The 26107-nt window shown below is 61.5% G+C and carries 22 protein-coding genes; 14 read left to right on the top strand and 8 right to left on the bottom strand.

Annotated elements, in window-relative coordinates:
- The 10 genes from WC026_RS11510 to WC026_RS11465 all read left to right on the top strand — a co-directional run.
- On the top strand, nucleotides 1-745 hold a 745-nt coding region (locus WC026_RS11510), incomplete at its 5' end, for a PQQ-binding-like beta-propeller repeat protein (protein WP_372711103.1).
- 344 nt (nucleotides 746-1089) lie between these two features.
- Nucleotides 1090-1620, top strand: coding sequence for a c-type cytochrome, methanol metabolism-related (locus WC026_RS11505; RefSeq protein ID WP_372711102.1), 531 nt, complete (start codon nucleotides 1090-1092; stop codon nucleotides 1618-1620).
- A 208-nt stretch (nucleotides 1621-1828) separates the two neighbouring features.
- On the top strand, nucleotides 1829-2767 hold the full coding sequence (locus tag WC026_RS11500) for a substrate-binding domain-containing protein (RefSeq protein ID WP_372711101.1): 939 nt from the start codon (nucleotides 1829-1831) through the stop codon (nucleotides 2765-2767).
- 112 nt (nucleotides 2768-2879) lie between these two features.
- Nucleotides 2880-3518: a PQQ-dependent catabolism-associated CXXCW motif protein gene (locus WC026_RS11495; protein ID WP_372711100.1), complete on the top strand. Its 639-nt coding sequence runs from the start codon at nucleotides 2880-2882 to the stop codon at nucleotides 3516-3518.
- Nucleotides 3519-3718: 200 nt separating this feature from the next.
- Entirely contained in the window at nucleotides 3719-5557 is a 1839-nt protein-coding gene (locus WC026_RS11490) for a monovalent cation:proton antiporter-2 (CPA2) family protein (RefSeq protein WP_372711099.1), read from the top strand.
- 153 nt (nucleotides 5558-5710) lie between these two features.
- On the top strand, nucleotides 5711-7723 hold the full coding sequence (gene tkt, locus WC026_RS11485; RefSeq protein ID WP_372711097.1) for a transketolase: 2013 nt from the start codon (nucleotides 5711-5713) through the stop codon (nucleotides 7721-7723).
- Nucleotides 7724-7770: 47 nt separating this feature from the next.
- Complete coding sequence (gene pgk, locus WC026_RS11480; protein WP_372711095.1) at nucleotides 7771-8967, top strand: phosphoglycerate kinase; 1197 nt, start codon at nucleotides 7771-7773, stop codon at nucleotides 8965-8967.
- A gap of 41 nt (nucleotides 8968-9008) precedes the next feature.
- On the top strand, nucleotides 9009-9806 hold the full coding sequence (locus WC026_RS11475; protein ID WP_372711094.1) for a cytochrome c biogenesis CcdA family protein: 798 nt from the start codon (nucleotides 9009-9011) through the stop codon (nucleotides 9804-9806).
- A gap of 20 nt (nucleotides 9807-9826) precedes the next feature.
- On the top strand, nucleotides 9827-10654 hold the full coding sequence (gene thiD, locus WC026_RS11470; RefSeq protein WP_372711093.1) for a bifunctional hydroxymethylpyrimidine kinase/phosphomethylpyrimidine kinase: 828 nt from the start codon (nucleotides 9827-9829) through the stop codon (nucleotides 10652-10654).
- Between the two features lie 395 nt (nucleotides 10655-11049).
- Nucleotides 11050-12285 (top strand): OmpP1/FadL family transporter, encoded by a 1236-nt coding sequence (locus WC026_RS11465; protein WP_372711092.1) that lies wholly within the window; start codon nucleotides 11050-11052, stop codon nucleotides 12283-12285.
- A gap of 82 nt (nucleotides 12286-12367) precedes the next feature.
- Here the strand turns inward: WC026_RS11465 and WC026_RS11460 are convergent, their stop codons facing one another.
- Nucleotides 12368-12916, bottom strand: coding sequence for a hypothetical protein (locus WC026_RS11460; protein ID WP_372711091.1), 549 nt, complete (start codon nucleotides 12914-12916; stop codon nucleotides 12368-12370).
- A 176-nt stretch (nucleotides 12917-13092) separates the two neighbouring features.
- Between WC026_RS11460 and WC026_RS11455 the strand changes: the two genes are divergently transcribed.
- The gene (locus WC026_RS11455; RefSeq protein WP_372711104.1) at nucleotides 13093-14292 is read left to right on the top strand and encodes an MFS transporter; all 1200 of its coding nucleotides are present in this window, start codon (nucleotides 13093-13095) and stop codon (nucleotides 14290-14292) included.
- Between the two features lie 15 nt (nucleotides 14293-14307).
- Here WC026_RS11455 and dgcA read toward each other — a convergent pair whose 3' ends face one another.
- Nucleotides 14308-15285, bottom strand: coding sequence for an N-acetyl-D-Glu racemase DgcA (dgcA, locus tag WC026_RS11450; RefSeq protein ID WP_372711090.1), 978 nt, complete (start codon nucleotides 15283-15285; stop codon nucleotides 14308-14310).
- Nucleotides 15286-15346: 61 nt separating this feature from the next.
- Entirely contained in the window at nucleotides 15347-18091 is a 2745-nt protein-coding gene (locus WC026_RS11445; protein WP_372711089.1) for a hypothetical protein, read from the bottom strand.
- A gap of 378 nt (nucleotides 18092-18469) precedes the next feature.
- Between WC026_RS11445 and WC026_RS11440 the strand changes: the two genes are divergently transcribed.
- The 3 genes from WC026_RS11440 to WC026_RS11430 all read left to right on the top strand — a co-directional run bounded on the left by WC026_RS11440 (nucleotide 18470) and on the right by WC026_RS11430 (nucleotide 20456).
- Nucleotides 18470-18862 carry an Hpt domain-containing protein gene (locus WC026_RS11440; RefSeq protein ID WP_372711088.1) on the top strand — a complete coding sequence of 131 codons (393 nt, stop codon included), beginning with the start codon at nucleotides 18470-18472 and terminating at the stop codon, nucleotides 18860-18862.
- Between the two features lie 185 nt (nucleotides 18863-19047).
- Nucleotides 19048-19368, top strand: a complete 321-nt coding sequence (locus WC026_RS11435) for a 2Fe-2S iron-sulfur cluster-binding protein (RefSeq protein WP_372711087.1) — start codon at nucleotides 19048-19050, stop codon at nucleotides 19366-19368.
- Between the two features lie 26 nt (nucleotides 19369-19394).
- Nucleotides 19395-20456 (top strand): NAD(P)/FAD-dependent oxidoreductase, encoded by a 1062-nt coding sequence (locus WC026_RS11430; protein WP_372711086.1) that lies wholly within the window; start codon nucleotides 19395-19397, stop codon nucleotides 20454-20456.
- A gap of 24 nt (nucleotides 20457-20480) precedes the next feature.
- Here WC026_RS11430 and WC026_RS11425 read toward each other — a convergent pair whose 3' ends face one another.
- The 5 genes from WC026_RS11425 to WC026_RS11405 form a co-directional block, all read right to left on the bottom strand.
- On the bottom strand, nucleotides 20481-21728 hold the full coding sequence (locus tag WC026_RS11425) for a GNAT family N-acetyltransferase (RefSeq protein WP_372711085.1): 1248 nt from the start codon (nucleotides 21726-21728) through the stop codon (nucleotides 20481-20483).
- A gap of 114 nt (nucleotides 21729-21842) precedes the next feature.
- On the bottom strand, nucleotides 21843-22208 hold the full coding sequence (locus tag WC026_RS11420) for an ABC transporter permease (RefSeq protein WP_372711084.1): 366 nt from the start codon (nucleotides 22206-22208) through the stop codon (nucleotides 21843-21845).
- Nucleotides 22209-22271: 63 nt separating this feature from the next.
- Entirely contained in the window at nucleotides 22272-22787 is a 516-nt protein-coding gene (locus WC026_RS11415; protein WP_372711083.1) for a hypothetical protein, read from the bottom strand.
- Nucleotides 22788-22925: 138 nt separating this feature from the next.
- A complete protein-coding gene (locus tag WC026_RS11410) occupies nucleotides 22926-24101 on the bottom strand; it encodes a VWA domain-containing protein (RefSeq protein ID WP_372711081.1) in 1176 nt (391 codons plus the stop codon).
- A gap of 321 nt (nucleotides 24102-24422) precedes the next feature.
- On the bottom strand, nucleotides 24423-25718 hold the full coding sequence (locus WC026_RS11405; protein ID WP_372711080.1) for a porin: 1296 nt from the start codon (nucleotides 25716-25718) through the stop codon (nucleotides 24423-24425).
- Between the last annotated feature and the right edge of the window lie 389 nt (nucleotides 25719-26107).

Below are 26107 nucleotides of genomic sequence, written 5' to 3'. Positions count from 1 at the left end.
CGCTACGGGCGAGCTTCTCGTCGCTGAGAAGTTCGATCCGAAAGTGAACTGGGCAACCGGCGTCGACATGGACAAGTCCAGCAAGAACTATGGACGTCCGATCCGCGTCGCCAAGTACTCGACGTTCAAGGACGGCAAGGGTGCCGACGTCAACACGAAGGGCGTCTGCCCTGCGGCTCTCGGCTCCAAGGACCAGCAGCCGGCTTCGTTCTCGAAGCTGACCGGCTTGTTCTATGTTCCGACGAACCACGTGTGCATGGATTACGAACCCTTCAAGGTTTCGTACACGGCGGGTCAGCCTTACGTTGGCGCCACGCTCTCCATGTTCCCGGCTCCGGACAGCCATGGCGGCATGGGCAACTTCATTGCCTGGGATGGCGTGAAGGGCAAAATCGTCTGGTCGAAGCCTGAGCAGTTCTCGGTCTGGTCAGGTGCTCTGACGACGGCCGGCGGCGTTGCCTTCTACGGCACGCTCGAAGGCTACTTCAAAGCCGTCGACCAGAAGGATGGCAAGGAACTGTACAAGTTCAAGACGCCGTCGGGCATCATCGGCAACGCCATGACTTACTCGCATGCGGGTAAGCAGTACGTGGCCGTGTTCTCGGGCGTTGGCGGCTGGGCCGGTATCGGTCTGGCAGCTGGCTTGACGAACCCGACCGATGGTCTGGGTGCTGTCGGTGGCTACGCTGGCCTGAAGCAGTACACGAACCTTGGTGGCTCGCTCACCGTCTTCGCTCTCCCATAGAGTGAAGGTTACAATATTTGGGGCCGGCGCAGGATTAACCCTGCGCCGGCTCTTTTCTGTTTCGAGTGGTCCTCGAATAAGCGGTTGCCAGAGCTCTGCCCAAATGGGCCAAGTCAAGTGAGCCGGAAGAAAACTTGCTAAGAATTATATGCTCCTGCGCCGTCATGTACCGGATAAACAGGCAATTCGGCTCTTGAGCGTAACGCGTAAGTTCCATACCAAAACAATGAAGGTGGGATACAAACAACCCATCCGGTGTTTAGATAAAACATAACGACAAGAGGAAACTCGTGGGAAAGTTTAGTAAAAACATTGCGGTCGCAGTCATGTCCTGCGCCGCCCTCATGACGTCAGTGTCCGTGCCCGTGATCGCTGACGATGCCGCGCCGACCGACATCAAGGATCGCACGTCGCCGCCGGATCCCGTTTCGGAGCTCGCCAAGCTGGATGGCTATAAGTTCGAGGACGGGCGCTATCGCAACAAGGATGGCGATCCGCAGCCCGTGGCCACCAAGGATTACATGGTCGATTGGGGCACCTGGAACGGCTTCCGCCGCTATCATGACGCCTGCCACGTCTGCCATGGTCCGAATGCGCTAGGCAGCACGTTTGCGCCGGCACTGGCGGATTCGCTGAAGACAATGGACTACGCCACGTTTGTCGGGATCGTTTCGGGCGGTAGGACGACAAACAAGGGCGGCACGATGTTCGTCATGCCGGCATTCGGCGAAGATCGGAACATCATGTGTTACCTGGACGATATCTACACGTACATCAAGGCGCGTTCGCTCGGCATCATGCCTCCGGGCCGTCCCAACGGGCGCGAAGATATTTCGGATGAAGCAAAAAAGGCAGCCGACGACTGCACCGGCTGAGGCGGCGCGCTTTTTCGAACCTCACCAAAGATTGATGCGTCTTGCGCTCTCGGCGTGGCGGAAGGCACACAATATCTCGTTCAGCAAAGTAGTCTCGGGGCAGGCCGCGATCGCGGCGTGCCCCTTGCCGTAATGGGATCGAGACAAGCACATCATCGAAACGAACAAAAAGGTTATCGTCGTGAGGAAGCAAGCTATCGGAATTGTAATGTCATCCAGGCCAATCCTGGCGTTGACGGTCGCCGGAGTCTTCTCAGGACTGGCGTTTGTAAATTCGGCAAACGCGGCTGATGTGCCTCGCGCCGATCTCGTCAATCGCAAGGAGTTGCGCGTCTGCGCCGACCCTTCGGACCTGCCTTTCTCAAATCAAAAAGGCGAAGGCTTCGAAAACAAGATCGCCGACATCATCGGCGAAGAATTGAAGCTTCCTGTCAAATACACATGGTTTCCGAAATCCATGGGTTTCATTCGCATGACTCTTGCGGCGAAGCGATGCGATCTCGTGATCGGATGGGGGCAGGGCGATGATGTCGTCCTCAACACCAACGCCATCTATCGATCGACCTCGGTTCTTCTTTACAAGAAGGGCACGGGCCTCGACGGCGTTGTTACCTTCGCCGATCCACGTCTCAAGGGCAAAAGGATCGGCGTCGAGCAAGGCTCGCCGGGTGGCAATGTCGTTGCCGCCAACGGCCTGATGAGCAATGTCCGCGGCTATCGGATGAACGTCGACCGGCGATATTTCAATCCTGCAGAAGAGATGATCAACGACATCCGCAAGGGCGAAGTCGACGCCGGGGTGCTCTGGGGACCCATCGGAGCCTATTGGGCGTCGCGCGGCGGTGAGCCGCTCGTCGTTGTCCCACTCGTGAAAGAGACGGTTGGCGGAAAGATCGCGTTCCGCATCACGATGGGCGTGCGCAACGGCGACGATGCCTGGAAACGGCAGCTGAATGACATCATTCGCAAGCGTCAGGGCGACATCGACAAAGTACTGCTCGACTACGGCGTGCCGTTGCTGGTCGACGACGATACATCGATGGAGATGGTGACGAAGCCGAGGACGACCGCAGCGGGGGGATCTTCGGCCGCATCTTCCTCGACGGCGGCAGCGCCGGAGCAGCCGGCCAGCGCCAACGCTCCCTGACGACAAAAGCTCGAAGGGCGAGCGTACGGTGTTCGTACGTTCGCCCTGAGCCGCTTTCGTATCGTCGCGAAAGATGCCAGAAAGCGCGAGGTCGATATGTCGGAAGCCGGTGATGACATCGCCACAACGGATGAGATTACGCAACATTGCCTCGGCGATCGTCGGCGGCGTTTGTGCTGCAGTCGCGACGACTGCGCTGCCGTCATCGGCGGTGCTCGCTGGCGATAGCGAAGACGTTGCCATATCGTCGCCGACGTTGCCGGCGACGCACGTGCCGCCTCCCGAGCCAGACGAATATCGCAACGATAACTATCGTTCCCCGGTGCCGTTGACGCTCAAAGGCGCTACTGTCCTTTCCGATCGCGAGGCGTTGAATCTCTGGGACGCGAAAACCGCCGTCTTTATCGATGTCTATCCGCACCCGCCTAAACCGCCAAATCTCCCCGCGGAGACGCTCTGGCGGGAGACGACGCACCAATCCATAGAGAACGCCGTCTGGCTTCCGAACGTCGGTTATGGCGTGCTGTCGCAGGCGAACGACGCATATTTCCGGCGCAGCCTCGATGATCTGAGCGGCGGCGACAAGACCAAAAAGCTCGTCTTCTTTTGTCTCAGAGATTGCTGGATGAGCTGGAACGCCGCAAAGCGCGCCTTGAGCTATGGTTTCAGCGACGTCGACTGGTATCGCGACGGGACGGACGGCTGGCAGGAAGAGGGCGGACTGCTGGAAGAGGTTCATCCGCGTCGCTGACCCGCGCGGCCGATCGAGCCTGCTCGCAGAAGCACTTCTGATATCTCGGCAATTCAGAATTGCTGGAACTTCGGGTTTGCCTGAATAAAGCCCGGCTTTTTGCGTCACGGTCAGCCCTGGTTCATGCACCAGCCCTTCCTGTGCTATTCGCGTCCGGCGAATGCCTTCAATATCTCTGGCCCAAAAGATGAGGAACGAGCGTGACTCTCAATGAACTCGCGATTCTGCTCGCTGCCTTGGCGCTCGCCGCGCCGCTCTCTCGCTGGCTCGGAATAGCGGCCGTCCTTGGCTACCTGATTGCCGGCGTCCTGCTTGGACCGTTCGTCGCCGGGGCGCTTTTTACCGAACAGGATGCCGAGCAGGTTCTGCACTTCGCGGAATTCGGGGTCGTGCTGCTGCTGTTTCTCATCGGCCTCGAACTCAAACCGAAACGCTTGTGGGCGATGCGGCAGGCGGTGTTTGGTCTCGGATCGGCGCAGGTCGTGCTGACGGCGATCGCGCTCGGCATGATCGGCATGCTGTTTTTCGATACGCAATGGCAGCCCGCGCTTTTCGCCGGTGCGGCGCTGGCGCTGTCGTCGACCGCATTTGCGCTGCAGGTGATGGAGGAGAACGGCGAACTCCAGGCGCGCCATGGGCGTCTCGGGTTCTCGGTGCTGCTTTTCCAAGACCTCGCCGCAATTCCATTGATCGCGCTGGCGCCCTACTTCGCCGTGACAGCCATGCAGCAGGCGCCGCACATCGACTATCTGGCGTTCGCGAAAGGTTTGGCGACGATTGCCGCCGTCGTGTTCATCGGGCGATACGTGCTTGATTTCTTGCTGCGCATCGTTGCGCTGTCGAAGGTGAAAGAAGCCATGACCGCTGCGGCGCTGCTGACGGTCGTCGGCGTGACGCTGATCATGGAGTCGGTTGGCCTTTCCGCGTCTCTCGGCGCATTCATTGCCGGCGCGCTGCTCGCGGAAAGCAGCTATCGCCACGAACTCGAAGCCGACATCGCGCCGTTCGAAGGTTTGCTGCTGGGCATTTTCTTCACCGCGATCGGCATGTCGCTGAACCTGAAACTGCTCGTCTCCGAACCGGCCTTGATCGTGATGCTGACGGCGTCGCTGATTGCCACGAAAGCGCTCATTCTGTTCGGCCTCGGGCGCTGGCAGGGGCTCGAAGCCGGGCCGGCGCGGCGACTAGCGTTTGCACTCTCGCAGGGAGGGGAATTCGCGTTCGTGCTGCTTTCGGTTGGACGCGCCGCCGGTGTGCTCGGCACGCGGTCGTCCCAAATCCTGGCGGTCGTCGTGACGCTGTCGATGGCGATGACGCCCATCCTGCTGATGCTTGAACGCGCGCTGTTCAAGAAGCAGGCTCTGCAGCGCGCGTTCGATCCGATCCCCGAGAACGACGGGCACGTCGTCATCGCGGGTTTCGGCCGCTTCGGTCAAATCACGGCGCGTGTGTTGCGCGCCAAGGGCATTCCGTTCACCGCACTCGATATCAGCGCCGAACAGATCGCCTTCGTCGAACGCTTCGGCAACAAGGCCTTCTTCGGCGACGTGAGCCGTCCGGAAGTGCTCGAAGCCGCGCAAATTGGAAAAGCCCGGGCGTTTGTCTTGGCCATCGACGACGTCGAAGCCTCGATGCGGGCTGCGGAAATCGTCAAGAACAACTATCCGCACGTGCCCGTCTACGCGCGTGCCCGCGACCGCATGCATGCCATGCAATTGCTCGATCTTGGTGTCGCCGAGCTGCGTCGCGAAACGTTCCTGGCGTCCCTCGACCTGACGCGCCTGCTTCTGCTCGGGCTCGGTTACTCGCAGCGCGTCGCCGAACGGGCCGTCAATACCTTCCGGGATCACGATGAGCGACGCTTGAACGAGGATTACAAGCATACTTCGGATGCCGAAAAGCTTATCGAACGGGCCCGCTCATCTCAGGCCATGCTGGAAAAGCTGTTCCAGGAGGATGAAATCGAAGAGGCCAATCTCGCCAAATCCGAGTCGTCCCCGCGCGATGCAAAGTCGAAATCGCGGGCCGGCGCAGCGTGACACTTGGTCATCGATTGTCAAGGGCTCGAAAAGCCAAGCTTTATTGCCTGGCTAGGGATTAACCGCGGTAGACGGCCCCCCGTTCGCCCGGTAAATGTCCGTCAAAGTTTCATGACGGTGCGCCAGGCGCCACTACACGGGATCGACCGATAAATGAGCAAAGCCCAAAGCAAGGCGGCGACGTCGCCGGCCCCTAGCGTTCGCGACATGGCGAACGCCATCCGTGCGCTGGCCATGGATGCGGTGCAGGCCGCCAATTCCGGGCATCCCGGAATGCCGATGGGCATGGCCGACGTTGCGACCGTGCTATTTACAGAAGCGCTGAAATTCGATCCGGCGGCCCCGTCCTGGGCCAATCGTGACCGCTTCGTTCTCTCCGCTGGACACGGCTCGATGCTGCTCTATGCGCTGCTGCATCTGACGGGCTATCCCGGCATGACGATCGAGGAGCTGAAAAACTTCCGGCAGTTCGGCTCCAAGACGGCAGGGCATCCCGAATACGGCCACGCGCCCGGCATCGAGACGACGACCGGGCCGCTGGGGCAGGGCTTGGCGAATGCCGTCGGCATCGCGCTTTCGGAGCGGCTGCTCGCGGCGCGTGTCGGTAGCGATCTCATCGATTATCATACCTATGTCATCGCCGGTGACGGCTGCCTGATGGAAGGCATCAGCCAGGAGGCGATCTCGCTGGCGGGGCACCTCAAGCTCGGCAAGCTGATCGTTCTCTGGGACGACAACTCGATTTCGATCGACGGCGCGACGAGCCTGTCCGTCTCCGACAACGAACTCGAACGCTTCGCGGCGTCGGGCTGGAACACCGCGCGCGTCGACGGTCATGATCCGGCGGCGATCACGGCGGCGATCAAGGCTGCCAAGGGCGACAGCTCGCGGCCGTGGCTCATCGCATGCAAGACCGTCATCGGTTACGGCGCGCCCAACAAGGCCGGCAAATCATCCGCACACGGAGAGCCGCTTGGCGCGGACGAAATCAAGGCGACGCGCGAACGGCTCGACTGGCCGTATCAGCCGTTCGACGTTCCCGATCATATCCTGTCGGCGTGGCGGGCGGTCGGAAGCCGGGGTGCCAAGGTTCATGCTGATTGGGCGAAGCGTCTCTCGGCGGCAAACGCCGAAGCCAAGGCGCTGATCGGCGGCCGCAAGGTCGATACGGCGCTTGCTTCCGCGATTGCGGCTGCAAAGACGGCGTTCGCCGCCGACACGACGAAGCGCGCCACGCGTGTCTGGTCGCAATTGACGCTCGAGCATTTGGTTCCGGCGCTGCCTGAATTGATTGGCGGCTCGGCCGATCTGACCGGATCGAACCTCACCAAGACGAAGCAGCAAGTCTCGATCACGCCGGACAATTTCACGGGCAATTACGTGCACTACGGCGTGCGCGAGCACGGCATGGCGGCTGCGATGAACGGCATCGCGCTGTCCGGGTCGTTCATTCCCTACGGCGGCACGTTCCTCGTCTTCACGGACTATTGCCGTCCGTCGATCCGCTTGTCGGCCTTGATGGAGCAGCGCGTCATCTACGTCATGACGCACGATTCCATCGGACTCGGCGAAGACGGCCCGACGCATCAGCCGGTCGAGCACGTGAGTGCGTTGCGCGCCATTCCGAACGTCTATGTCTTCCGCCCTGCCGATGGCATCGAAACGGCCGAGTGCTGGCAGCTTGCCATCGCCGCCAAGAAGACGCCGTCGATCCTGGCGTTGTCGCGGCAGGCGGTTCCCAATCTTCGCAGAGACGGGCCTGAGAACCAGAGCGCGAAAGGCGCTTACGTCATCAAAGCGTCCGAAGGTGTGCGCGACGTGACGCTGATCGCAACGGGGTCCGAAGTCGGCGTCGCCGTCGAGGCGGCGGCAGCGCTTGCAAAGAGCGGAATTTCGGTAGCGGTGGTCTCGATGCCGTCGTTCGAACTCTTCCGCGCGCAGTCCGAGAGCTACCGCAACAGCGTGCTCGGCGTTGCTCCGCGCATCGCCATCGAAGCGGGCGTCGCGCAATCCTGGTACGAGTGGCTGCGACCCTCCGACAAGTTCGTCGGCATGCCAGGATTTGGCGCATCGGCTCCAGCTGCGAAGCTCTTTGAGCATTTCGGCATCACCGCAACGCACGTAGCCGACGTCGCGCGGCAGGCCATTGCTGCGAAAGCGGGCTAAGCGGCGCGCGTAACGTCGGCGGCTGCTCAAACGTACTGGTGCATGACATGAATCTCGACAAACTGAAGACCACGGACGGCATCGACGTCGCGGGCAAGCGTGTGATCGTCCGTGCCGATCTCAACGTGCCGATCAAGAATGGCAAGGTCACGGATGCGACGCGGCTCGAACGCGTCGTGCCGGGATTGAAAGCGCTCAGCGAGCGCGGCGCCAAGGTCATCGTCATTTCGCATTTTGGACGACCGAAAGGGGTTGATCCGGAACTGTCGCTGCGTCCCGTCGCTCAGACGCTGCAAGAGCTTCTCGGCCGGCCTGTCAAATTCGGCGAAGACAGCATCGGCGCAGCCGCCGAAGCCGTTGTGCAATCATTGCAGGACGGCGATATCGCCGTGCTCGAAAATCTTCGCTTTCACAAAGGCGAGGAAAAGAACGATCCGGAATTCGCGAGCGCGCTTGCCAAGCTCGGAGATGTGTTCGTCGGGGATGCGTTCTCCTGCGCGCATCGTGCGCACGCTTCAACCGAGGGCATCACGCACCATCTCGCGTCCTATGCCGGGCCGCTGATGATGGAAGAAATCACTGCGCTGCGCACCGCGCTGGAGAAGCCGCAACGCCCGACGGCCGCGCTCGTCGGAGGCGCCAAGGTTTCGACGAAAATCCCTGTGCTGACGAACCTCGTCGCCAAAGTCGACAAGCTGATCATCGGCGGCGGTATGGCCAACACATTCCTGCAGGCGGCGGGCACGAATGTCGGCAAATCTCTGGCCGAGCCCGAGTTTGCCGGGACGGCACGCGACATCATTTCGGCGGCCAAAGACAAGGGATGCGAGATCATTCTGCCTGTCGACGCGGTGATCGCACGCGAATTCAAGGACGGTGCGGCGAGCGAGGTCGTTCAAATCGACAACGTGCCGTCGGACGCCATGATCTTGGACGTTGGACCGAAGTCGGTCGCGCATGTGACGAAGGTTCTCGAAAGCACCAAGACCCTGCTCTGGAATGGCCCGATGGGTGCGTTCGAGATTTCGCCCTTCGGGGAAGGAACGTTTGCCGTCGCACGTGCTGCGGCGACCCTGACGAAAGCTGGAAAACTTGTGTCGGTTGCGGGCGGCGGTGATACCGTCGCTGCGCTGAACGCCGCAAACGTCACGAGCGATTTCACTTACGTTTCGACGGCCGGTGGCGCATTCCTCGAATGGCTCGAAGGGCGTGAACTGCCGGGCATTGCAGCGCTTGCGCGCTAAGCGAGACAAGCGCGCCATGCGCACCGAGTTGGATCGATAGAATGTTTGCGGACGCACATATCTACATCGGAGTTGCCCTCGCCGGGCTCGCGAGCTTCTTGTCGCCGTGCGTGCTGCCGCTCGTTCCACCGTATCTCGGGTATATCGGCGGTACGACGCTCGATCAGCTGACGGGCGATGATGCCATCGACCGCCGTGTGTGGGCACGCGTCGTCGCCTCCTCGATGTTTTTCGTTCTGGGGTTCACGACCGTATTCGTGGCGCTCGGCGCGGGAGCGAGCACGGTCGGGCAGGTCATGCTCTCCTATCGCGCCGAACTCGGAACGATCGCGGGCATCGTCATTCTGCTTTTCGGTTTGCACTTCCTCGGCGTCTTTAAAATTCCGATGCTCTATGGAGAGGCGCGCTACTCGCACGCGGCGGAGGAAGCGAGCTTTATCAGCGCCTATATCATGGGCCTCGCGTTTGCGTTCGGGTGGACGCCGTGCATCGGGCCGGTGCTTGCGACGGTGTTGACGCTGGCGGCGAGCGAGACGAGCCTTTGGGCGGGTGTGAAACTTCTGTTCGCCTACTCGCTGGGGCTCGGTGTGCCCTTCGTTCTTGCGGCGATTGCGATCCGCCCCTTCCTCGGCTTCATGAAGCGCTTCAAGAAGTACTTCACGACGCTGGAGAAGCTCATGGGCCTGCTCTTGATCGCGATGGGCCTGCTGTTCATCTTCGGCGCGCAGAACTGGTTCAGCCAGTGGATGATCGAAAACTTTCCGGGCCTCGCCAAGATTGAATCCCTCGTGACGCCGGCCGGTCTCGAAAGCCAGATCCTACAAAAAGGGACGCCCTGAGCGCGGAGGAAAAAGCCCTGATGGCAAGCGCAGCGCCGCCGATCGCGCTCACAATTGCGGGTTCCGATCCGTCGGGCGGCGCAGGCATCCAGGCTGATCTGAAAACGTTTTCGGCGTTTGGCGTTTACGGGGCGTCCGTCATCACCGCGCTTACCGCGCAGAATACGACGGGCGTTTCAGGCGTCCTCGGGATCGCTCCCGATTTCATTGCCGCGCAGTTCCGCTCGGTTGCGTCGGATCTGGCCGTGTCCGCCGTCAAGACGGGTATGCTGGGCGACGCGGCGACCGTCGAGATCGTGACGCGGCTTCTTTCCGAAATCCCGTCCGTGCCCGTGGTCGTCGATCCGGTGATGGTCGCGACCAGCGGCGACGTCCTGCTCGCGCCCGAGGCGATCGACGCCGTCCAGCGATTGCTCATTCCGCGCGCCTTTCTGATCACGCCGAATATTCCCGAAGCGGCGAAGCTGCTCGGGGGTGAGGCGGCCGAGACCGAGGCCGACATGCGCCGGGATGCGGAGAAGCTGATGCAATTCGGCTGCGGCGCCGTGCTTCTCAAGGGCGGGCACGCGAGCGGCACCGATGCGGTCGATATTCTTTTCGATGGCGCAACGCATCATGTTCTCAGGCGGCCGTGGATTGAAACCCGGAACACGCACGGAACGGGCTGCACGCTCTCCGCAGCGATCGCGGCCAATCTCGCGCTCGGGCGCTGGCTCGAAGACGCCGTTGCCTTGAGCAAATCCTTCGTCTGGGAGGCGCTTGATGCCGGCCAGCACCGTCGCATCGGCAACGGCAACGGTCCGGTTGATCATCACTTTGCGCTGCGAAAGCCTTCGCGCGAGCACTGATCTATTTCATGTGAGGCATCGACGATCGTTGCTGCATTGCAGCGGCCACTGTGGCGTTCGCGCACCTTGAATACAGACTCATTTCCGTCATTTGACGTCAAGACTTGCGATACCGTCTTCACTTTGGCAGCTTGCGCGCGGCTCCGGCACTTGTGGCCGGTCAACATCTCCGGGGGGAGCGCTAGGCTCGATCCAGAATTTGGAGCGGAGCTTAGCAAAACCGGTCCGCTCATGGCGGGCCGGTTTTTTTTTGTTGCTCCGCTGGCACACGGGCCAACTATCTCTCCGATTCGAGTCGCCGCTGTTGGAAACACGCCTACGAAAGTGGCGCGGTTCACGTATTGTGGCAAAATAGGGAAGGCGCTTCTAAGCGCGCCTGAGGGGGCCCAATTACGATGCCGATGCGACACGACATCCGGACTTTACTGCATGCGGGAGGTGCTGGCCTCTTAGCGTTGACGTTGGGAACACCCATCGCGTCCGCTGGCGGTTTTGACATTCACGAGCAGTCGACCGTGTTCATGGGGTCGGCTTCGGCAGGATCGGCGGCGGGCGGCAGCCTCGGCTCGATGTTCTGGAACCCCGCCGCAACAGCACAATTTTCGGGCCTCAATTCGGAATCATCGTACACGCTCGTTCTGCCTTATGGGAACATCGACATCACGGGGTCGCCCGGTCTGGGAACGGGAAGTAGCGGCAACATCGGCATCGATGCGACGACCAGCTCGAGCTTTGGCGCTTATCAGTTCGCGCCGGACCTGTGGCTCGGCATGGCGATTACGTCGCCGTTCGGCCTGGCGACGAAGCCCGATAATGTCGGTTATCCTGGATCGTATCTCGGCGTGACGACCAAGCTGCTGACGATCAACGCCAACCCGACCATCGCCTACCGCATCGCGCCCGGCATCACCATCGGCGCCGGCGTCCAGATCGAATGGGCGCAAGGCAAGCTGCAATTCCGCGAGTCGCCGTCGGCGGTCGCTCAGTTCGGCGGCACCGATTGGGCATTCGGCGCGACCGCAGGCATCACGATCGAGCCGACCGAAGGGACGACGATCGGCCTCGGGTATCGCTCGCAGATGACGCACGATCTCGAAGGCAGTTTCCATTCCAGCGGCACGGGCACGCTCGCGGCGACGAGCGCGGTCAATCTTCCCGATATCGTGACATTGAGCTTGCGGCAGGTCGTGACACCCACCACACGCCTGCTCGGCACGGCGCAGTGGTCGAACTGGAGCCGCTTCAAGGATCTTTCGCTCTCGACGCCCTATGGTCCTGGACCGTCCGTCGCGGCCAACTGGAACGACGGCTGGTTCTTCTCGGTCGGCGGTGAGTACGATTATTCCTCGAAGCTCACACTGCGAAGCGGCGTGGCCTACGAGATTTCGCCGATTGACGATGCCTCTAAGCGACTGGTGCAAATCCCGGATAATAACCGCGTGTGGCTCAGCATCGGCGCCAGCTACAAGTGGAGCGACGCGATCACCCTCGACGTCGCCTATTCGCACATCTTCATCCAGGACGGCGGCATAAATCTTTACACGGCCAGCCCAGCCAACGTTGGCCCGTTCACCGGAAACGTCGAAGCCTCCGTCGACCTGTTCTCCGTCGGTATGCGGACGAGGTGGTAAGCGGTCGCGTCTTCATCGGATCGAGCAAACAAAAACCGGGCATCGCGCCCGGTTTTTTTATTCACTACACGTGCGTGACCGATCAAGAGGCATCGTCAACCTTTAGCTCGTGCAGGACGCTTTCAAGGACGCCCTCGAGCTTCGTCGCGGCGGTCTCCAACGCGTTGGACGCGGCGACGGCGCGGTGTGATTGGGCCGCCTGCGATTGGCTCATCGCGTAAAGCTTGCCGGCGTTGCGGGCGATTTCCTCGCAACCTTTCGGATCGAAGGGATTGGCCTGCAGCGACCACGCGATATCGTGGATATCTTCGGCAGCCTTGAGAATGGCGTGCGTCGGCAGAATGCTCTCATCGACGGTCGGCCGGGCCATGAGCTTGGTTCGCGTCTCAGCGAGGCTTGCCTTGACGGTTTCGATTTCTGCCTTGAGCTGTCCCAGGAGCGCCGGCGGTTCGCGCAACGAGTTCTGCAGCCGCTTGATCGCGTCCTCGAGGAGGTTGCTGTCGAGGCGGCGCGCGCGGCGGCCGTGCTCGGCCAGAAACCAGCGGCCGCGTGCTGTTTCCAGAAGCGTCGCCTCAATCGCGCGATATTCGGTCTCGGCGTCCTCGCCGACCGGTAGAGACAAAGGCTGCATCGTCGTTTTGTGCTCCGCAAAAAACACTCAACGCATAAGCGATTCTCGTGCGATGAGCAGGCGGAGCGGTCCCCTCGCTAGGGATAAGCCGTGCGGAGGCGGCGGCCGTCACTATTTCGCATCGCTGCTACAAGTTGAGACGGTTTTGAGTATTTCGAGGGATCGCGGTGACTGGAATGGGAGATAAAGGCGGCGGCTTCGCTCTGCCTGTCGCTCTCTTCTACGGCGCGTTGTTCGTCGTCTACGGCATGTACGTTCCGTTCATGCCGGTCTGGCTCGACTGGAAAGGGTTGACGGCGGGCGAGATCAGCACGGTGATCGCGGCTCCGTTGTTCGTTCGTGTGCTGATCACTCCAGCTGTCGCCGTCGTCGCCGATCGCAGCGGAGTTGATCGCCGTCAGCTGATCGCGCTCGCCTGGGCGGCATTGGCTTTCGCGCTTGTGCTGACGATCGCGCAGTCGTTCTGGGCAATTCTCGTTTTCGCGATCCTGTTGATGGTCAGCAATTCGACGATCATGCCGTTGATCGACACGATCGCGGTGCAGGGCTCGCGTGCGCGCGGGCTCGATTACGGGCGATTACGACTTTGGGGATCGCTGAGCTTCGTTGCGGCGAGTTTTGCCGGCGGCATCGCAATCACCGAGTTCGGCGGCGGGGCGGGGATCTGGCTCATTGCGATCGGCTGTGTGCTGACGATGATCGCGGCGTACCAGGTGCCGAATGTCGGCGCTCAACCGGTATCGCCCGCCAGCGTCACACAACCGATCTGGAAGATCGCGGAGCCGCGCGAACTCCTGGCGCGGCGCGAATTCCGGCTGTTCCTCATCGCGGCGGGCCTCGCGCAGGCGGCGCATGCGACGTTCTTCACATTCGGCACGATCATCTGGCAGAAGCAGGGATTGTCGGCTGCGTGGTGCGGAACGCTGTGGGCGATCGGCGTTTTCGCGGAAGTTCTGCTGTTTACGTTTTCCGGGCGCGTTGCTGCGAAATTCGGCGCCGCGCGGCTGATCGCGGTCGCGGGGCTTGCGTCCATCGTCAGATGGCTGACGCTCGCGAGCGATCCGTCTCTCGCGGTCCTTGTGCCGCTGCAACTTTTGCATGGCGTCACCTACGGCGCGTCGCACATCGGCGCGATGCACTTCATCCACGATGCCGTGCCGCGCGACCGGGCTGCGAGCGCTCAGGCCCTCTATGCAACGGTGTCGTCAGGCGTTGCGATGGGCATCGCAACGTTGATTGCGGGATATCTCTATACCGAGGCCGGTCCGCTTTCGTATGTCGCGATGGCGGCGATTGCCGTCGTCTCACTCGGCGCGGCCGTGCGCCTCATGCAGGTCTGGAATGGCGGCGTGTTGGTCGCGCGGCCTTCGGCCTGAGCAGCGTCAGCGACGTCAGCCCCAGAGTGCGCGCTCGGGCGGCGATATGCGGCCGTTCTCGATATGCAATGGCGGCTCGCGATCGCGCGCCAGAAGCAGAGGGCCATCGAGGTCGATCCAGTCGGCTGTTCGTGCGAGCAGCATTGCGGGCGCGACGGCAAGGGAGGTCGCGACCATCGAGCCGATCATCACCTTCAATCCCTGCTGCCGGGCCGCTTGCTGCAATGCCATGGCGCCGGTGAGGCCGCCGGCTTTGTCGAGCTTGATGTTGACCGCGTCGTAGAGGCCTTTGAGACGCGCGAGGTCAGCGCCGGTGTGCACGCTTTCATCCGCGCAGATCGGTACGAGGCGCGGCACCGAACGCAGGGCTTCGTCCGCCGTAGCAGCAAGCGGCTGCTCAATGACTTCAACCTTGCACTCGGCGGCGACCGCGATCAGATCCGGCAGCATGTCTGGCGTCCAGGCTTCATTGGCATCGACCAGCAGCCGCGCGTCCGGCCGCGCGAAGCGGACCGCACGCATTCGGTCCGCATCGCCGATACCGCCAAGCTTCAGTTTCAAGATCGGAAGATTGCGAACTCCGGTGGCCTTTCCCGCCATCGTCTCCGGCGTATCGAGGCTGATCGTGTAGGCCGTATGAGCTGCCTCGGGCTCGGGTAAGCCTGCGAGCGTCGCGACGGTGCGGCCGGTGCGTTTCGCGGCAAGATCCCAGAAGGCGCAATCAAGGGCGTTATGCGCCGCGCCGGGTTTCAGGGTGTGCGCAAGGTCGCCGTGCGTGCTGACGCTCAAGGCTGCGTCCTTGATTTGCGCGAGCACGCTCTCAACCGTCTCGCCGTAGCGGGCGTAGGGCACGGCCTCGCCGCGTCCCGAGACCTCACCCTCGCGTACGGTTGCGACGACGACGTGCGCCGCCGTTTTCGCTCCACGCGAGATCGTGAAGGCTTCTTTCAGCGGCCAGACTTCGCTTTGGGCATCAATGGTGAGAGTGGGCATCAGATCAAGCCGGGATTGCGGTGTCGAAACGCGCGTCCGCAACGGTCGCGATCATGCGCAATCAGCGGATGCGTCCTGCGGCGTGGGCGAGGAATAGATAGACGCGCCCGGTATCCGACACGAGGTGGTTCTGTGCGGAGCGTCCACTCGGATCGCGCGCCTCGGCATCCTTGATGATGCGTTCGAAGTCGGTGAGGTAACGGAAAATCGATTGCTCGAGATCGCGGTCGACACGGATACGGTTCGCGATCTGGTCGAACAGGGCGCGTGCTTCCGGCGCGTAGATGCTGCGAACGAGGACGTTGCGCTGGCCTGCGCGGATGCGGCCCCAAATGGCGGAGGCGGTCGTCGGATCGAGCGCGCGAGCAATCGTCGCGATGTCGAGGCGGGGAGGGGCGGCATTCGGCGGCGGCGCACTTGGAGCAGGCGCTTGTGCTTGCGCGCTTTGAGCATCGTCCTCGTGCGAGGCACGTGCGAGCAAATCGCCGAGTGACCAGGACTCGCGGCCGTCCGGGGATGGCGAGGCTTTGCCACGAGCAGCGCCCGGGCCTTGCTGACTGAGCGCCGAGGTGAGCGAGACGGGCATCCGCGCGCCGCCGGGCAGGTCCGGCCGGACGACATCGCGGGGAGCGTTGGCGCGTTGCGAAATCTGATTGAGCTGCTCGATGGCGCGGAGCTGATCCTGAAGGGCGCGGCGCATCGATTCCGCGGTCTCGCGGGTCGACGCTGGAAGACGGGAGGCCTCTTCGCGAATGCGGGCCTGCTCGCGGGCGAGCGTCGCAGCCGCCTCGGCGGCGCGTTCACGGGTTTCGTCCGACGCGGAGGCGAGCCGCGACGAGAGTTCCTCGAATTCCCGCGACAGGTCTCCAGAGACGCTCTGGAAGCGCGTGCGCAGATCGGTGATGGCGCGATCACTTTGGGCTTCGGTTTCGTTCTTGACGCGGTCGAGTTCCGCCATCAGCACGCGCGACTTGTTTTCGGCGCCGTCGCGAAGCTCGTCGGCGATGGCGCGGGCGCGCACCTCGATGTTCGACAGCGAGCCTTCGAGATCGGTGGAGTATCCGGCGAGCGTGCGGCCGAATTCATCGGCTTTGCCGGAGAAGCGGTCGAGCGTGCTGCTGAGTTCGGCGTGGCGCGACTGCAGCGTCGACTCGATCCGGAGATTTGCCGTGTCGAGAACGTTCGCGGCTTTCATGATCTGTTCGCCGTGGCTCTCGAAGCGATCGGTCACGCCGTGAATTTGCGAGAAGAGGTTCTCGGCGACGTTCTGCAATGCGCCCGACTGCTTGGCGAGGCCGTCGATCGCCTTCATCGTCTGACGGGTGATGTTCTCGCTGGTACGGCGGACGGCGCTGATGCCGTTCATCACCGAGTCGTCGAGGTCGGCCGCCTGGCGCGAAATCGTTTCGCGGAACGAATGCGCGTGGAGTTCAAGCGCGTTGGTCAGCAGGGAAGCTTTCTCGCTGACGGCTGTGTCGATCGCCGTCGTCGAGCGCATGATCTGGTCGTCGAACAGCTCGAGACGCTTCGAGAAGGCTTCGTCGAGCGAACGGGTGCGTTCGACAAGCTGGATATCGAGGGCCTGCGCGCGGTTCGAAAGCGTCGTGTCGAGGGCGAGCGCGTATTCCTCGAACACCGTTTGCAGGTTCTCGGTACGATTGCCAAGCGTCGTATCGAGGGTCTGCATATAGCCGTCGAACGTCAGACGCATCTGCTCGGTTCGTGCGCCGAGCGCCGTCGCAAAGGCGGCTGTATAATCTTCGAGCACCGTCTGCAGCTGCTGCGTCCGGGCTCCGACCGTGCCTTCGAAGCGCCCGGTCGCGGTCGCGAGCGATCCTTCGAGATTGGCAAGATTTTCGCCGGCCCCGGTGATGATGTGCGAGAGGGTGACCTGCTGTGTCGAGAGCTTTTCGATCAGCATCGGAATCTCGGTGCCGAGCGTCCGGAGCGTATCGGTGACGCTGGTCGATGTATCGACGAGCGCGTGGCGTTCGCCACTCAGCTCCTTGATCAGGTCGCGAATGCGCTGCTCGTTCTGCTCATAGGAGCGTTCGAGTTCGGCGATCTGGTTGTGAACGAGCGCCTCGAGTTCGCCCGCGCGACCGAGCGCCCGCGAGACCGCGTCGTTCATGAAGGAAACCTGACGGCGCACCGCCTGGCCGAGGCTCGCGATCGATTGCTCCGCCGTGCGATCGGGCTCGGCAAGCCGGATCGCGACTTCGGTCATCGTGGAGGATTTGAGCGCCAGCGAGGCAACATGCCAGCTGAGCAGAGCGAGCAACCAGATGATGCCGATCGGAGCGATAATCGCGGTCGCGGTGTAGAAGGCCGTAGGCTGCAAGAGGAGCGTGGCAAGCGAGGCGCCTTCCTGCCACTGCGGCGCGAGCGTCAAGGCACCAATCGCCAGCCCGCCGATGGCCCAGACGATGCTGCCGATGGTGGCGAGACGAAATACCTTGCTCGAAGGCTTTTGCTCGAGTGCGTAGATAAGGCCGCCGATGCTCGGCACGTCGTCGTTGGCGGCGATCTTGCCGCGAACCGGTCCTGCCGGACGCCGGCGCGCCACGCGCCGGGCCGAGGGTTCTTCGAGCGTCGCCGCCGGCTTTTCAGGTTTTGGCTGTTCGGACGGCGCAGTCCCGCCCAGGAGGGGAGGAGGCAAGGCAAGCGCAGGCATCGGCGCGGACGCGGAGGGCGCGGTTGCTTCCTCGGACGTTGACGGCTGGCCAAGCGTCGGCTCAACCAGCGTCGCCGTTGCAGGCGCCCTTCCGGCAATAGCCATCAGCTTCGCAATTTGATCTTGCGACATTGCGCAACGCCCCCCACTCGAACCGGCGACGGCAAACGATACCCCGTGCGCCCGGGGCAGCCGGAACTCTCTTTGCACACTATCGGACTTTGTAGGTGTCCGCAAAACACAAAGACATATCCTTTGATAAGAAATGCCTATGCATCACTGGTACTTAGCAGCCTATCGCGATGTTTGCGGCTGGATTACGGCAAACGCAAAGCTGGATCGCGTGGCCGACCACGTGACGCGGCTAAACAGGCTTACCTAAGTAATCCTTGCTGAAACGCTTCGAAATAGACACTTCGACTTTACCCAGAGTTATTCCGCATTTGCCACAATTCCGAGAAGTCCAGTGTCGCCGCGGCGAGAAATCTGGTCGCGATCTCGGGGAATTCGATGCACAGAGCGCCAAGTTCACCAAGCGGCCCGGCCCTGATGGAGCCCGCCGCACAGTCAACCGCCCCCGTCGATGTCGAGCATCTCCGGCGATACACGTTCGGTGATCTGGCGCTTGAGAAGGAAATTCTGTCGCTGTTCGTGATGCAATTGCCTGAGACGATCGCCACGTTGCGCGCCGCGACGAGCCCGAAAGACTGGAAAGTGGCCGCCCATACGCTCAAGGGATCATGCCGGGCTGTCGGGGCATTCCGGCTCGGCGATATCGCTCAGGATGCGGAAAGATTGGACTTCGGCGCCGGTTCCGAGGCCTGCGCGGAGTCCATCGTTCGCATTGAGCAGAGCGCGGGCGACGCCTGCGCGTTCATTTGCGGCGCCTACGAAATATCCTGACCGCCAACGGCCTTCCGGCATTCGGGGTGGCCTATCAGCAGCACCCAGACCGGGGCGTCGAGCCTTTGGCTTGAAATGCCGCAACGGTGCCTCTAAGTGTGCGCGCTATCGTAACTTCCAATCCAGCAGAGAAAGCCAAGCCCACCGGCGGGTTTGCGAAATAGCGACAGGACGCACACGGAACCATGACGAAAATCACGTTCATCCAACCCGACGGCGAGGGCCAGACGGTGGAGGCGGAAAACGGACTGACCGTCATGGAGGCCGCCAAGCTGAACGACGTCGCCGGTATCGAAGCGGAATGCGGTGGAGCGTGCGCCTGCGCAACGTGCCATGTCTATGTCGAGCAAGCCTGGCGGGAGAAGGTGGGCAAGCCGTCCGAGATGGAAGAAGATATGCTCGATTTCGCCTTCGACGTGCGCGAGGAGAGCAGGCTGTCCTGCCAGATCAAAATCAGCGACGCTCTGGACGGACTTGTCGTTCGCGTCCCCGAGAAGCAGTTCTGACAACACTTAAACGTTTGGGCATTGGAATGAGCGTGACCGCGCCGGCGCAAGAGGCAACGACCTCAACCGAGATCATCGAGACCGATGCCGTTGTCATCGGAGCTGGGCCTTGCGGTCTTTTCGCAATCTTCGAGCTTGGGCTTCTCGACATCAAGGCGCACGTCGTCGACATCCTGGATCGTGCGGGCGGACAATGCGCCGAGCTTTACCCGGAAAAACCGATCTATGACGTTCCCGCGCTGCCGACCGTCACCGGCCAGGAGCTGACCGACCGGCTGATGGAGCAGATCAAGCCGTTCGGCGCAGAATTCCATTTCAGCGAGCAGATCAGTACGCTCAGCCGCGAGGCTGACGGACGCTTCCGCCTGACGACGGATGCGGGAACCGAGTTCCTGACGAAGGTCGTGATCGTTGCCGCGGGTGGCGGATCGTTCACGCCGAAGCGGCCGCCGCTGGCGGGCATCGAGGACTACGAAGGAAAATCAGTTTTCTATTCGGTGCGCAAAATCGAGCAGATGCGCGGCAAGGATGTCGTCATCGTTGGCGGCGGCGACAGCGCGCTCGATTGGACGCTGAACCTCGCGCCGGTCGCTAACAGCCTGACGCTGGTTCACCGTCGCGACGAATTTCGCGGGGCTCCGCATTCCGTCGACAAGATGCGCAAGCTGGTCGCGGACGGCAGCGTCCGGCTTTTGATCGGTCAGGTGACGGCGCTCGAAGGGGCGGGCGGCGAACTCTCGAGCTTACAGATTAAAACCGCGAACGGCGTCGAGAGCGTTCCCTGCACGGCCATGCTTCCGTTCTTCGGATTGACGATGAAGCTCGGGCCGGTCGCGGACTGGGGGCTCAATCTTCATGAGAACCTCATTCACGTCGATACCGAGCGCTTCGAGACGAGCGAGAAGGGCATTTTCGCCATCGGCGACATCAACTGGTATCCGGGAAAACTGAAGCTCATCCTGTCGGGCTTCCACGAAGCCGCGTTGATGGCGCAGGCGGCGCATCGGATTGTCTATCCAGACAAGAAGCTGATGTTCCAGTACACGACGTCGTCGTCGAACCTGCAGAAGAAGCTCGGCGTCAAATAGCACGCAGCAGTCTGTCGTTATCGGTCAGCCGGGCGCAGAGGCGCCAATGCCCTGCCGCATCAGACGGCGAAGAGGTTTGGGCATGGCCTTGAGCGCCGACTTCATACGCGGGCGCAGGAACCCGAGATACACCCGCGCGTAGAGGTAACCCTTCGCGCTCGACGGGATCACCCAGTCGATAACCGTCTCGGATTTTTCGCACCAGTCCATTTTGTAGGCGTCGCCCGGCGCCATCATGTCGTAGACGTCGAGCTTTTCGGCATATCCCTGCTTCAAATTCTGTTCGAGAAGCAGCACGCCGACACCGGCTTTTTCGAACGCGAGTTCGAAAGCCATCACATGCACGACGAGACGGCCCTTGCAGGTGAATGAAATTTCAAAGGCCGCCGCTTCTCCGCCCGTCTTCAGAACGGAGACAACGCAGGAGACGGGCTTGTCTTTGCTCGCGGCGACGTCGTGAAAAAAGCGAAGCGTTCGCTCGTCATTCAAGGCGCTCGAAACAAGGCCACGATCTTTGAGCCAGCGGTTTTTGACGGCGATCGCGTGAGCCGCGAACACGCCTGCCTCGTCGCCGCCGTGCAAGCGCAGGAATTCGAGCGGGCCTTTTTCTTCCAGGCGTTTCGTCAGCCGCCGGCGGTTGCGGCGCATTTTGGCTGAGAAGCTCTGCTCCTCGAAGGTTGCGAAATCCTTCGCGCTTGCGAGGTTCATGTAGGGCGCGACTTGCGTATCGGCGATCCGGGCGCCGATGGCGTTCATCAGCGGCGCGATGTTGGCGTCGGCGCGGACGCGTCTCAGGCGCAGAACATCCGACGACAGATTTTTGCGGAGAAATTCCAACCCGGCGCGCAGGACCTCGGCGGAGTCGCAGCTGGGGTCGATCAGCGCGTCGCCATATTGGGCCACCGGCTCGCCCATCCAATAGACTTCCGTGATGCCGTGCGCGCGCTCGGATACGAGCGGCCAGATCATCACGAGGCGACCATTATGGCGAGCCGTCAGGATTGCGAGGCGAGGGCCGGATTTATCACTCTCTTGCTCGAGGAAGGTGTTCGCCCAGTGCCAGCAGAAATTGAAGGATTGGAAGACGTGGATCGATCGCGCCGAGCGTTCGAACAATTCGTTCCACTCGTGTTCCAGCGCCTCGAATGCGCTGCGTCCGGTGATGAGTTCGAAATCGACGCGCGGCGAAGCGCTGTCGCGCGCGGCAGCACGGGTCGCCGCCTTCGTTGATGTCTGCGCGAGCGAGGCGACCGAACGGGCGGCAACGTCCATGTTCGATATTTCCATACGAAATTTCGGCGCAAGCGGATTGGCGCGCGCGACTGGCGTTCTTTTCTAGAGCGCAATCGTTAGGCGACGGTTACGGATCGCGTCTGAAGCGATCGTTTACACGTGTGCGATTTCGAGAAATGCGAGCGCCAGAAGCAGCACCGCGACGATGACGATGACGAGCTTTCCGCGTCGCGAGGGCGCCGCCGTGCCAAGGATGAGAGCTGCGATCAGCGCTGCGGCGGTGGCGAAATTGATGGCGATCAGGCCGCCGGGACCGATCGCGCCCCGGGCTGCGGAAAACTGCAATCCGATCCAGACGCCCGCGGCAATGCCAACTGTCATTGCGCCGAGAAGTCTCGGCCAGAAACCTGTGCTCGGCCGTTCGAGACCGAGAAGCGTCGAGGTCGTCAGCGGGGCGAGAAAGAGCAATCCGCCCGCGATGGCCTTGATGAAGATTTCAGCCCACAGAATTTGCTGCACGCTATCACAACCGGTTCGTCGGATTGGAACTCAGTGCGGTCATGGAAGAGAACCGCACGCAGCTTACCGCATCATGTCCTGCATATTGGCCCCATGACCTTCAGAGCCATCAGACGACGACGATTTACCCCAGCCGCCGAACAGACTGTCGTCTTCGACCGTCTCAGGCGGAGACGGCGTGAAATCGCCTGCGAGGTGCCGGTTCAATGCCATCTTGATACGGATGGTCTTTTCCGCCGAGCAATAATCCGGTTTGTCGACGAGCGCCTTCGAGACCGTGTTGAAGGACGCATCGTAGATCTGCGTCAGCTTCGGCAGATCGCCGGGATTGGCGGCCGACTGCGTCGTGAGGAAATTGTTTTTCAGCTTCGCGGGATCGAAATTATAACCGCACTTCATGGCGCGAGCCGACGTTGCCGCGACGCCCATCGTGCGTGTCGCGGGATCGTTGTTGCGATCGATCGGGCTCTCCGTCTTGGCGCCAAAGAGCGAGCCCGTCGACAGTTTCGGCAGGCTGGCGCCACAGCCGCCGAAGCTTGCCGTCATCAGGCTCGCGAATAGAATCCGTGCGATCTTCATTTGGGAATGTCCCCGTCCCCCCGAACCCTCATGACATGGCGCAGGTCCGGGGGCGGGTCAACCTCAGGGCGCAATTTCGTGCCGTTCTTTGCACCGCATTAGCTCAGGCAGAGCACCCGTTTCCGGGCGCATGGTGCGTCAGCGCATCAGTTCGCGGGTCGCGGCGTCGAGGCCTTCGAGCGTCAAGGGGTACATGCGGCCCCTCAACAACTTCCGGACCATATTGATCGATGGAGTCCAGTTCCAATGGCGCTCGTCGATCGGGTTCAGCCAGACCGCGTGCTTGTAGATGTCGGTGACGCGCGTCAGCCAGAGCGCGCCGGGCTCCTCGTTCATATGCTCGACGGCGCCGCCCGGAACCGAAATCTCGTAGGGGCTCATCGAAGCATCGCCGATGAAAATGACTTTGTAATCGGCGGGGAAGGTGTTCAACACCTGCCATGTCGGTGTCTTGTCGCTGTAGCGGCGGGCGTTGTCCTTCCAGACGGTCTCATAAAGACAGTTGTGGAAGTAGAAATATTCGAGATGCTTGAATTCCGAGCGCGCGGCCGAGAACAGCTCCTCGACTTCCTTGATGTGGTCGTCCATCGAGCCGCCGATGTCGAAGAACATCAGGAGCTTCACGGCGTTGTGGCGCTCGGCACGCATGCGGACGTCGAGATAGCCTTTTTCGGCGGTGCCGCGGATCGTGCCGTCGAGGTCGAGTTCGGACGCAGCACCCGTGCGCGCGAACTGGCGCAGGCGGCGCAGCGCGACCTTGATCGTGCGCGTGCCGATCTCGGCGGTGCCGTCGAGATCCTTGAACTCGCGCTTGTCCCAGACCTTGATCGCGCGCCGGTGGCGGCTTTCGTGCTGGCCGATGCGGATGCCGGCGGGATTGTAGCCATAGGCGCCGAACGGCGACGTGCCGCCCGTGCCGATCCATTTGTTACCGCCCTGATGGCGTTCTCTCTGCTCGGCGAGGCGCTTCTTGAGCTCCTCCATGATTTTGTCCCAGCCACCGAGCTCGGCGATACGCTTCTTGTCCTCATCGGAAAGATGCAGCGTGGCGATGCGGCGGAGCCATTCCTCGGGGATCTCGGCTTCGATCGCCTCAGTCGTCGATTCGAGGCCCTTGAAGACGTGACCGAAGACCTGGTCGAAGCGATCGAGGTTGCGTTCGTCTTTCACAAGAGCGGCGCGCGACAGGTAGTAGAAATCCTCGACGCGCGTGCCGGCCGCGCCCGCCGCGACGGCATCGAGCAGCGTCAAGTATTCCTTCAGAGTGACCGGAATTTTGGCCGAGCGAAGCTCGGTGAAAAACGTCTCGAACATGGTTGCAAGTGTAGCCCGGCGACGGCTCAGCGTCACGGGTCGGGCGGATGCCGGGACTGCGGTGTGTTGGCTTTCCTGAGCAGGTCGCGGCCAGCGGATGAAGATTAGATCTGTCGTGGATGGCCGCCTGCGCGGCCATGACGGGCGAGTGGGGTACGCGACGCGCGAGCGCCGAGTGTGGCGGATGAATAATAAGGGGCGGTGGACGGGTGCGACCGTGGCGGGGAGGGCTGCGACAGGAGCAAAGTCATGGCGTGCAGGTTAAAACGAAAGAAGCCGCCCGGTGAGGGGCGGCTTCGGTATTTATGGGTTCTGATCGGATTAGAAGTTGATCAGAGCGCCAGCGGTAACTTCGTTGAAGTCGTCTGTCGGGAGGCGGCCGAAGTCTACATCGACGGCATCGACACTAAGATGGCGATACTTAATCCACAGAGACATCGCTGCAGCGTCAATTTCCTGCACGGCACCGAGACCCCACATTTTTACTTCGCTGTTTCCGATAAACTGACCATCGAACGATCCGCCACTGGATATTGCACCGCCGCCGCCAACAATCTGGTTGCTTTCTGCACGCTCATACTCGCCGTACAGGACGGTATGACCAAGCGGGTTCCAACGCTGCCGGATACCACCTTTGAGGTACCAGGTATTGTTAGATGCGGTACTGCTATCAGAGAAGTTGAGATGACCGTAGGCACCGTAAATGAACAGGCCTGTCGGAACATGCTCGGCATAAGCGCCGATCTGGAAGTAGCCAGAGTCAAACGGCTGAATGATATTCGGGCTGTTGTTAGCTGTGCTGTTCGTCTGGCTGTAAGCAGCAGCAACAGACACCTTCACGCTGTTCCATTCACCGGCATAACGAGCCGCGACGTCCCAGAAGTCATCTTCACCCCAAGATGCCGAAACTGAGAAGCCTGCAAACGTTGGCGAGTCATAACGGACCGAATTGGTCGGCGCGCCGTTGCAGTCACCCCAGACGCAACCACCGGCCGGACCCCACTGAAGACCAGTCAGAGCTCCTGTATCGCTGTTGCGGATGAAGAAGCTGTTGACGTCGAACGACACCCAGTTGGCCGGAACGAGCGAGCCCGAACCGTCGACCAGGATAGCTGTGTTATCCGAAGCCTGCGACTGCTTACCAACCGAGATCTTGCCCAGCTGGTCGCTCTTCAAGAACCAGAACGACTGCAGAGTACCGACGCCATTGTTCGTACCGGTCAGCACCGACGGACCATCAGGTACGCCCTGGCTGGTCGTCAAGCTGTCGGAGCCCATCGCTTCCAAGTGCAGGACATAACCGGCTGTCCAGCCCGGCATGATCTGCGCCTGGCCTGTGAACATCACGTGGCTGGCGAGCGTCGTGCCGAGATCCGTCACGTAGACGTTCGATTCACCGCCGTCATCCCACCAAGTGACCTGCTGGCCAACCCAGCCGGAAACCGTCAGCGAGACCTTGCGGTTGCCCTTGCGCGCCGTCGTGGCTTCGAGTTCCGCGATGCGTTCCTCGAGATCCGCGCAGCAATTGCCGCCCAGGTCCGCAGCAGAGGCGCTCGTGGCGAAACCGCCAGCGAGGACGCCTGCAGCGACCAGTGCGCCTAGGCTATATTTCATCATTCTACCTTCTCCCGTCTTCATCACTTCTAGTGGTGGACGCGGTACTTGGCGTTTCGCCGTATTGCCGAACTGCGCGACTGCGCAATCCACGGCGGTACACCTGCCAAGTGACGTCGCCGCTTGAGGGGGAAGCTCTGTGATTCGCCCCTTTGCAACAATTACGGTTTGCAAATTCGCCGTGACGAATCTGGCGTTGTGGCGAGACGGCAACTAACGGGACGATGCGCGCGCCTGTTGCAAGAGAGTATAAGATGCGGAAATTACTACATTAAAGTTGAATAACTAGCGTGTGTCCGGCTGAAATGGGTTTTCCACGCACCACATGCGAACAACCTGTGCATGACGCAAAAGAAAAGGCCGCCCCGAAGGACGGCCTTAACTTTTTTCGA

Origin of the sequence: Hyphomicrobium sp. (assembly GCF_041674905.1) — a bacterium.
GTDB lineage: Bacteria > Pseudomonadota > Alphaproteobacteria > Rhizobiales > Hyphomicrobiaceae > Hyphomicrobium_B.
Note: the sequence above shows the minus strand (reverse complement) of the source record. Positions and strands in the feature narration are given on the sequence as shown.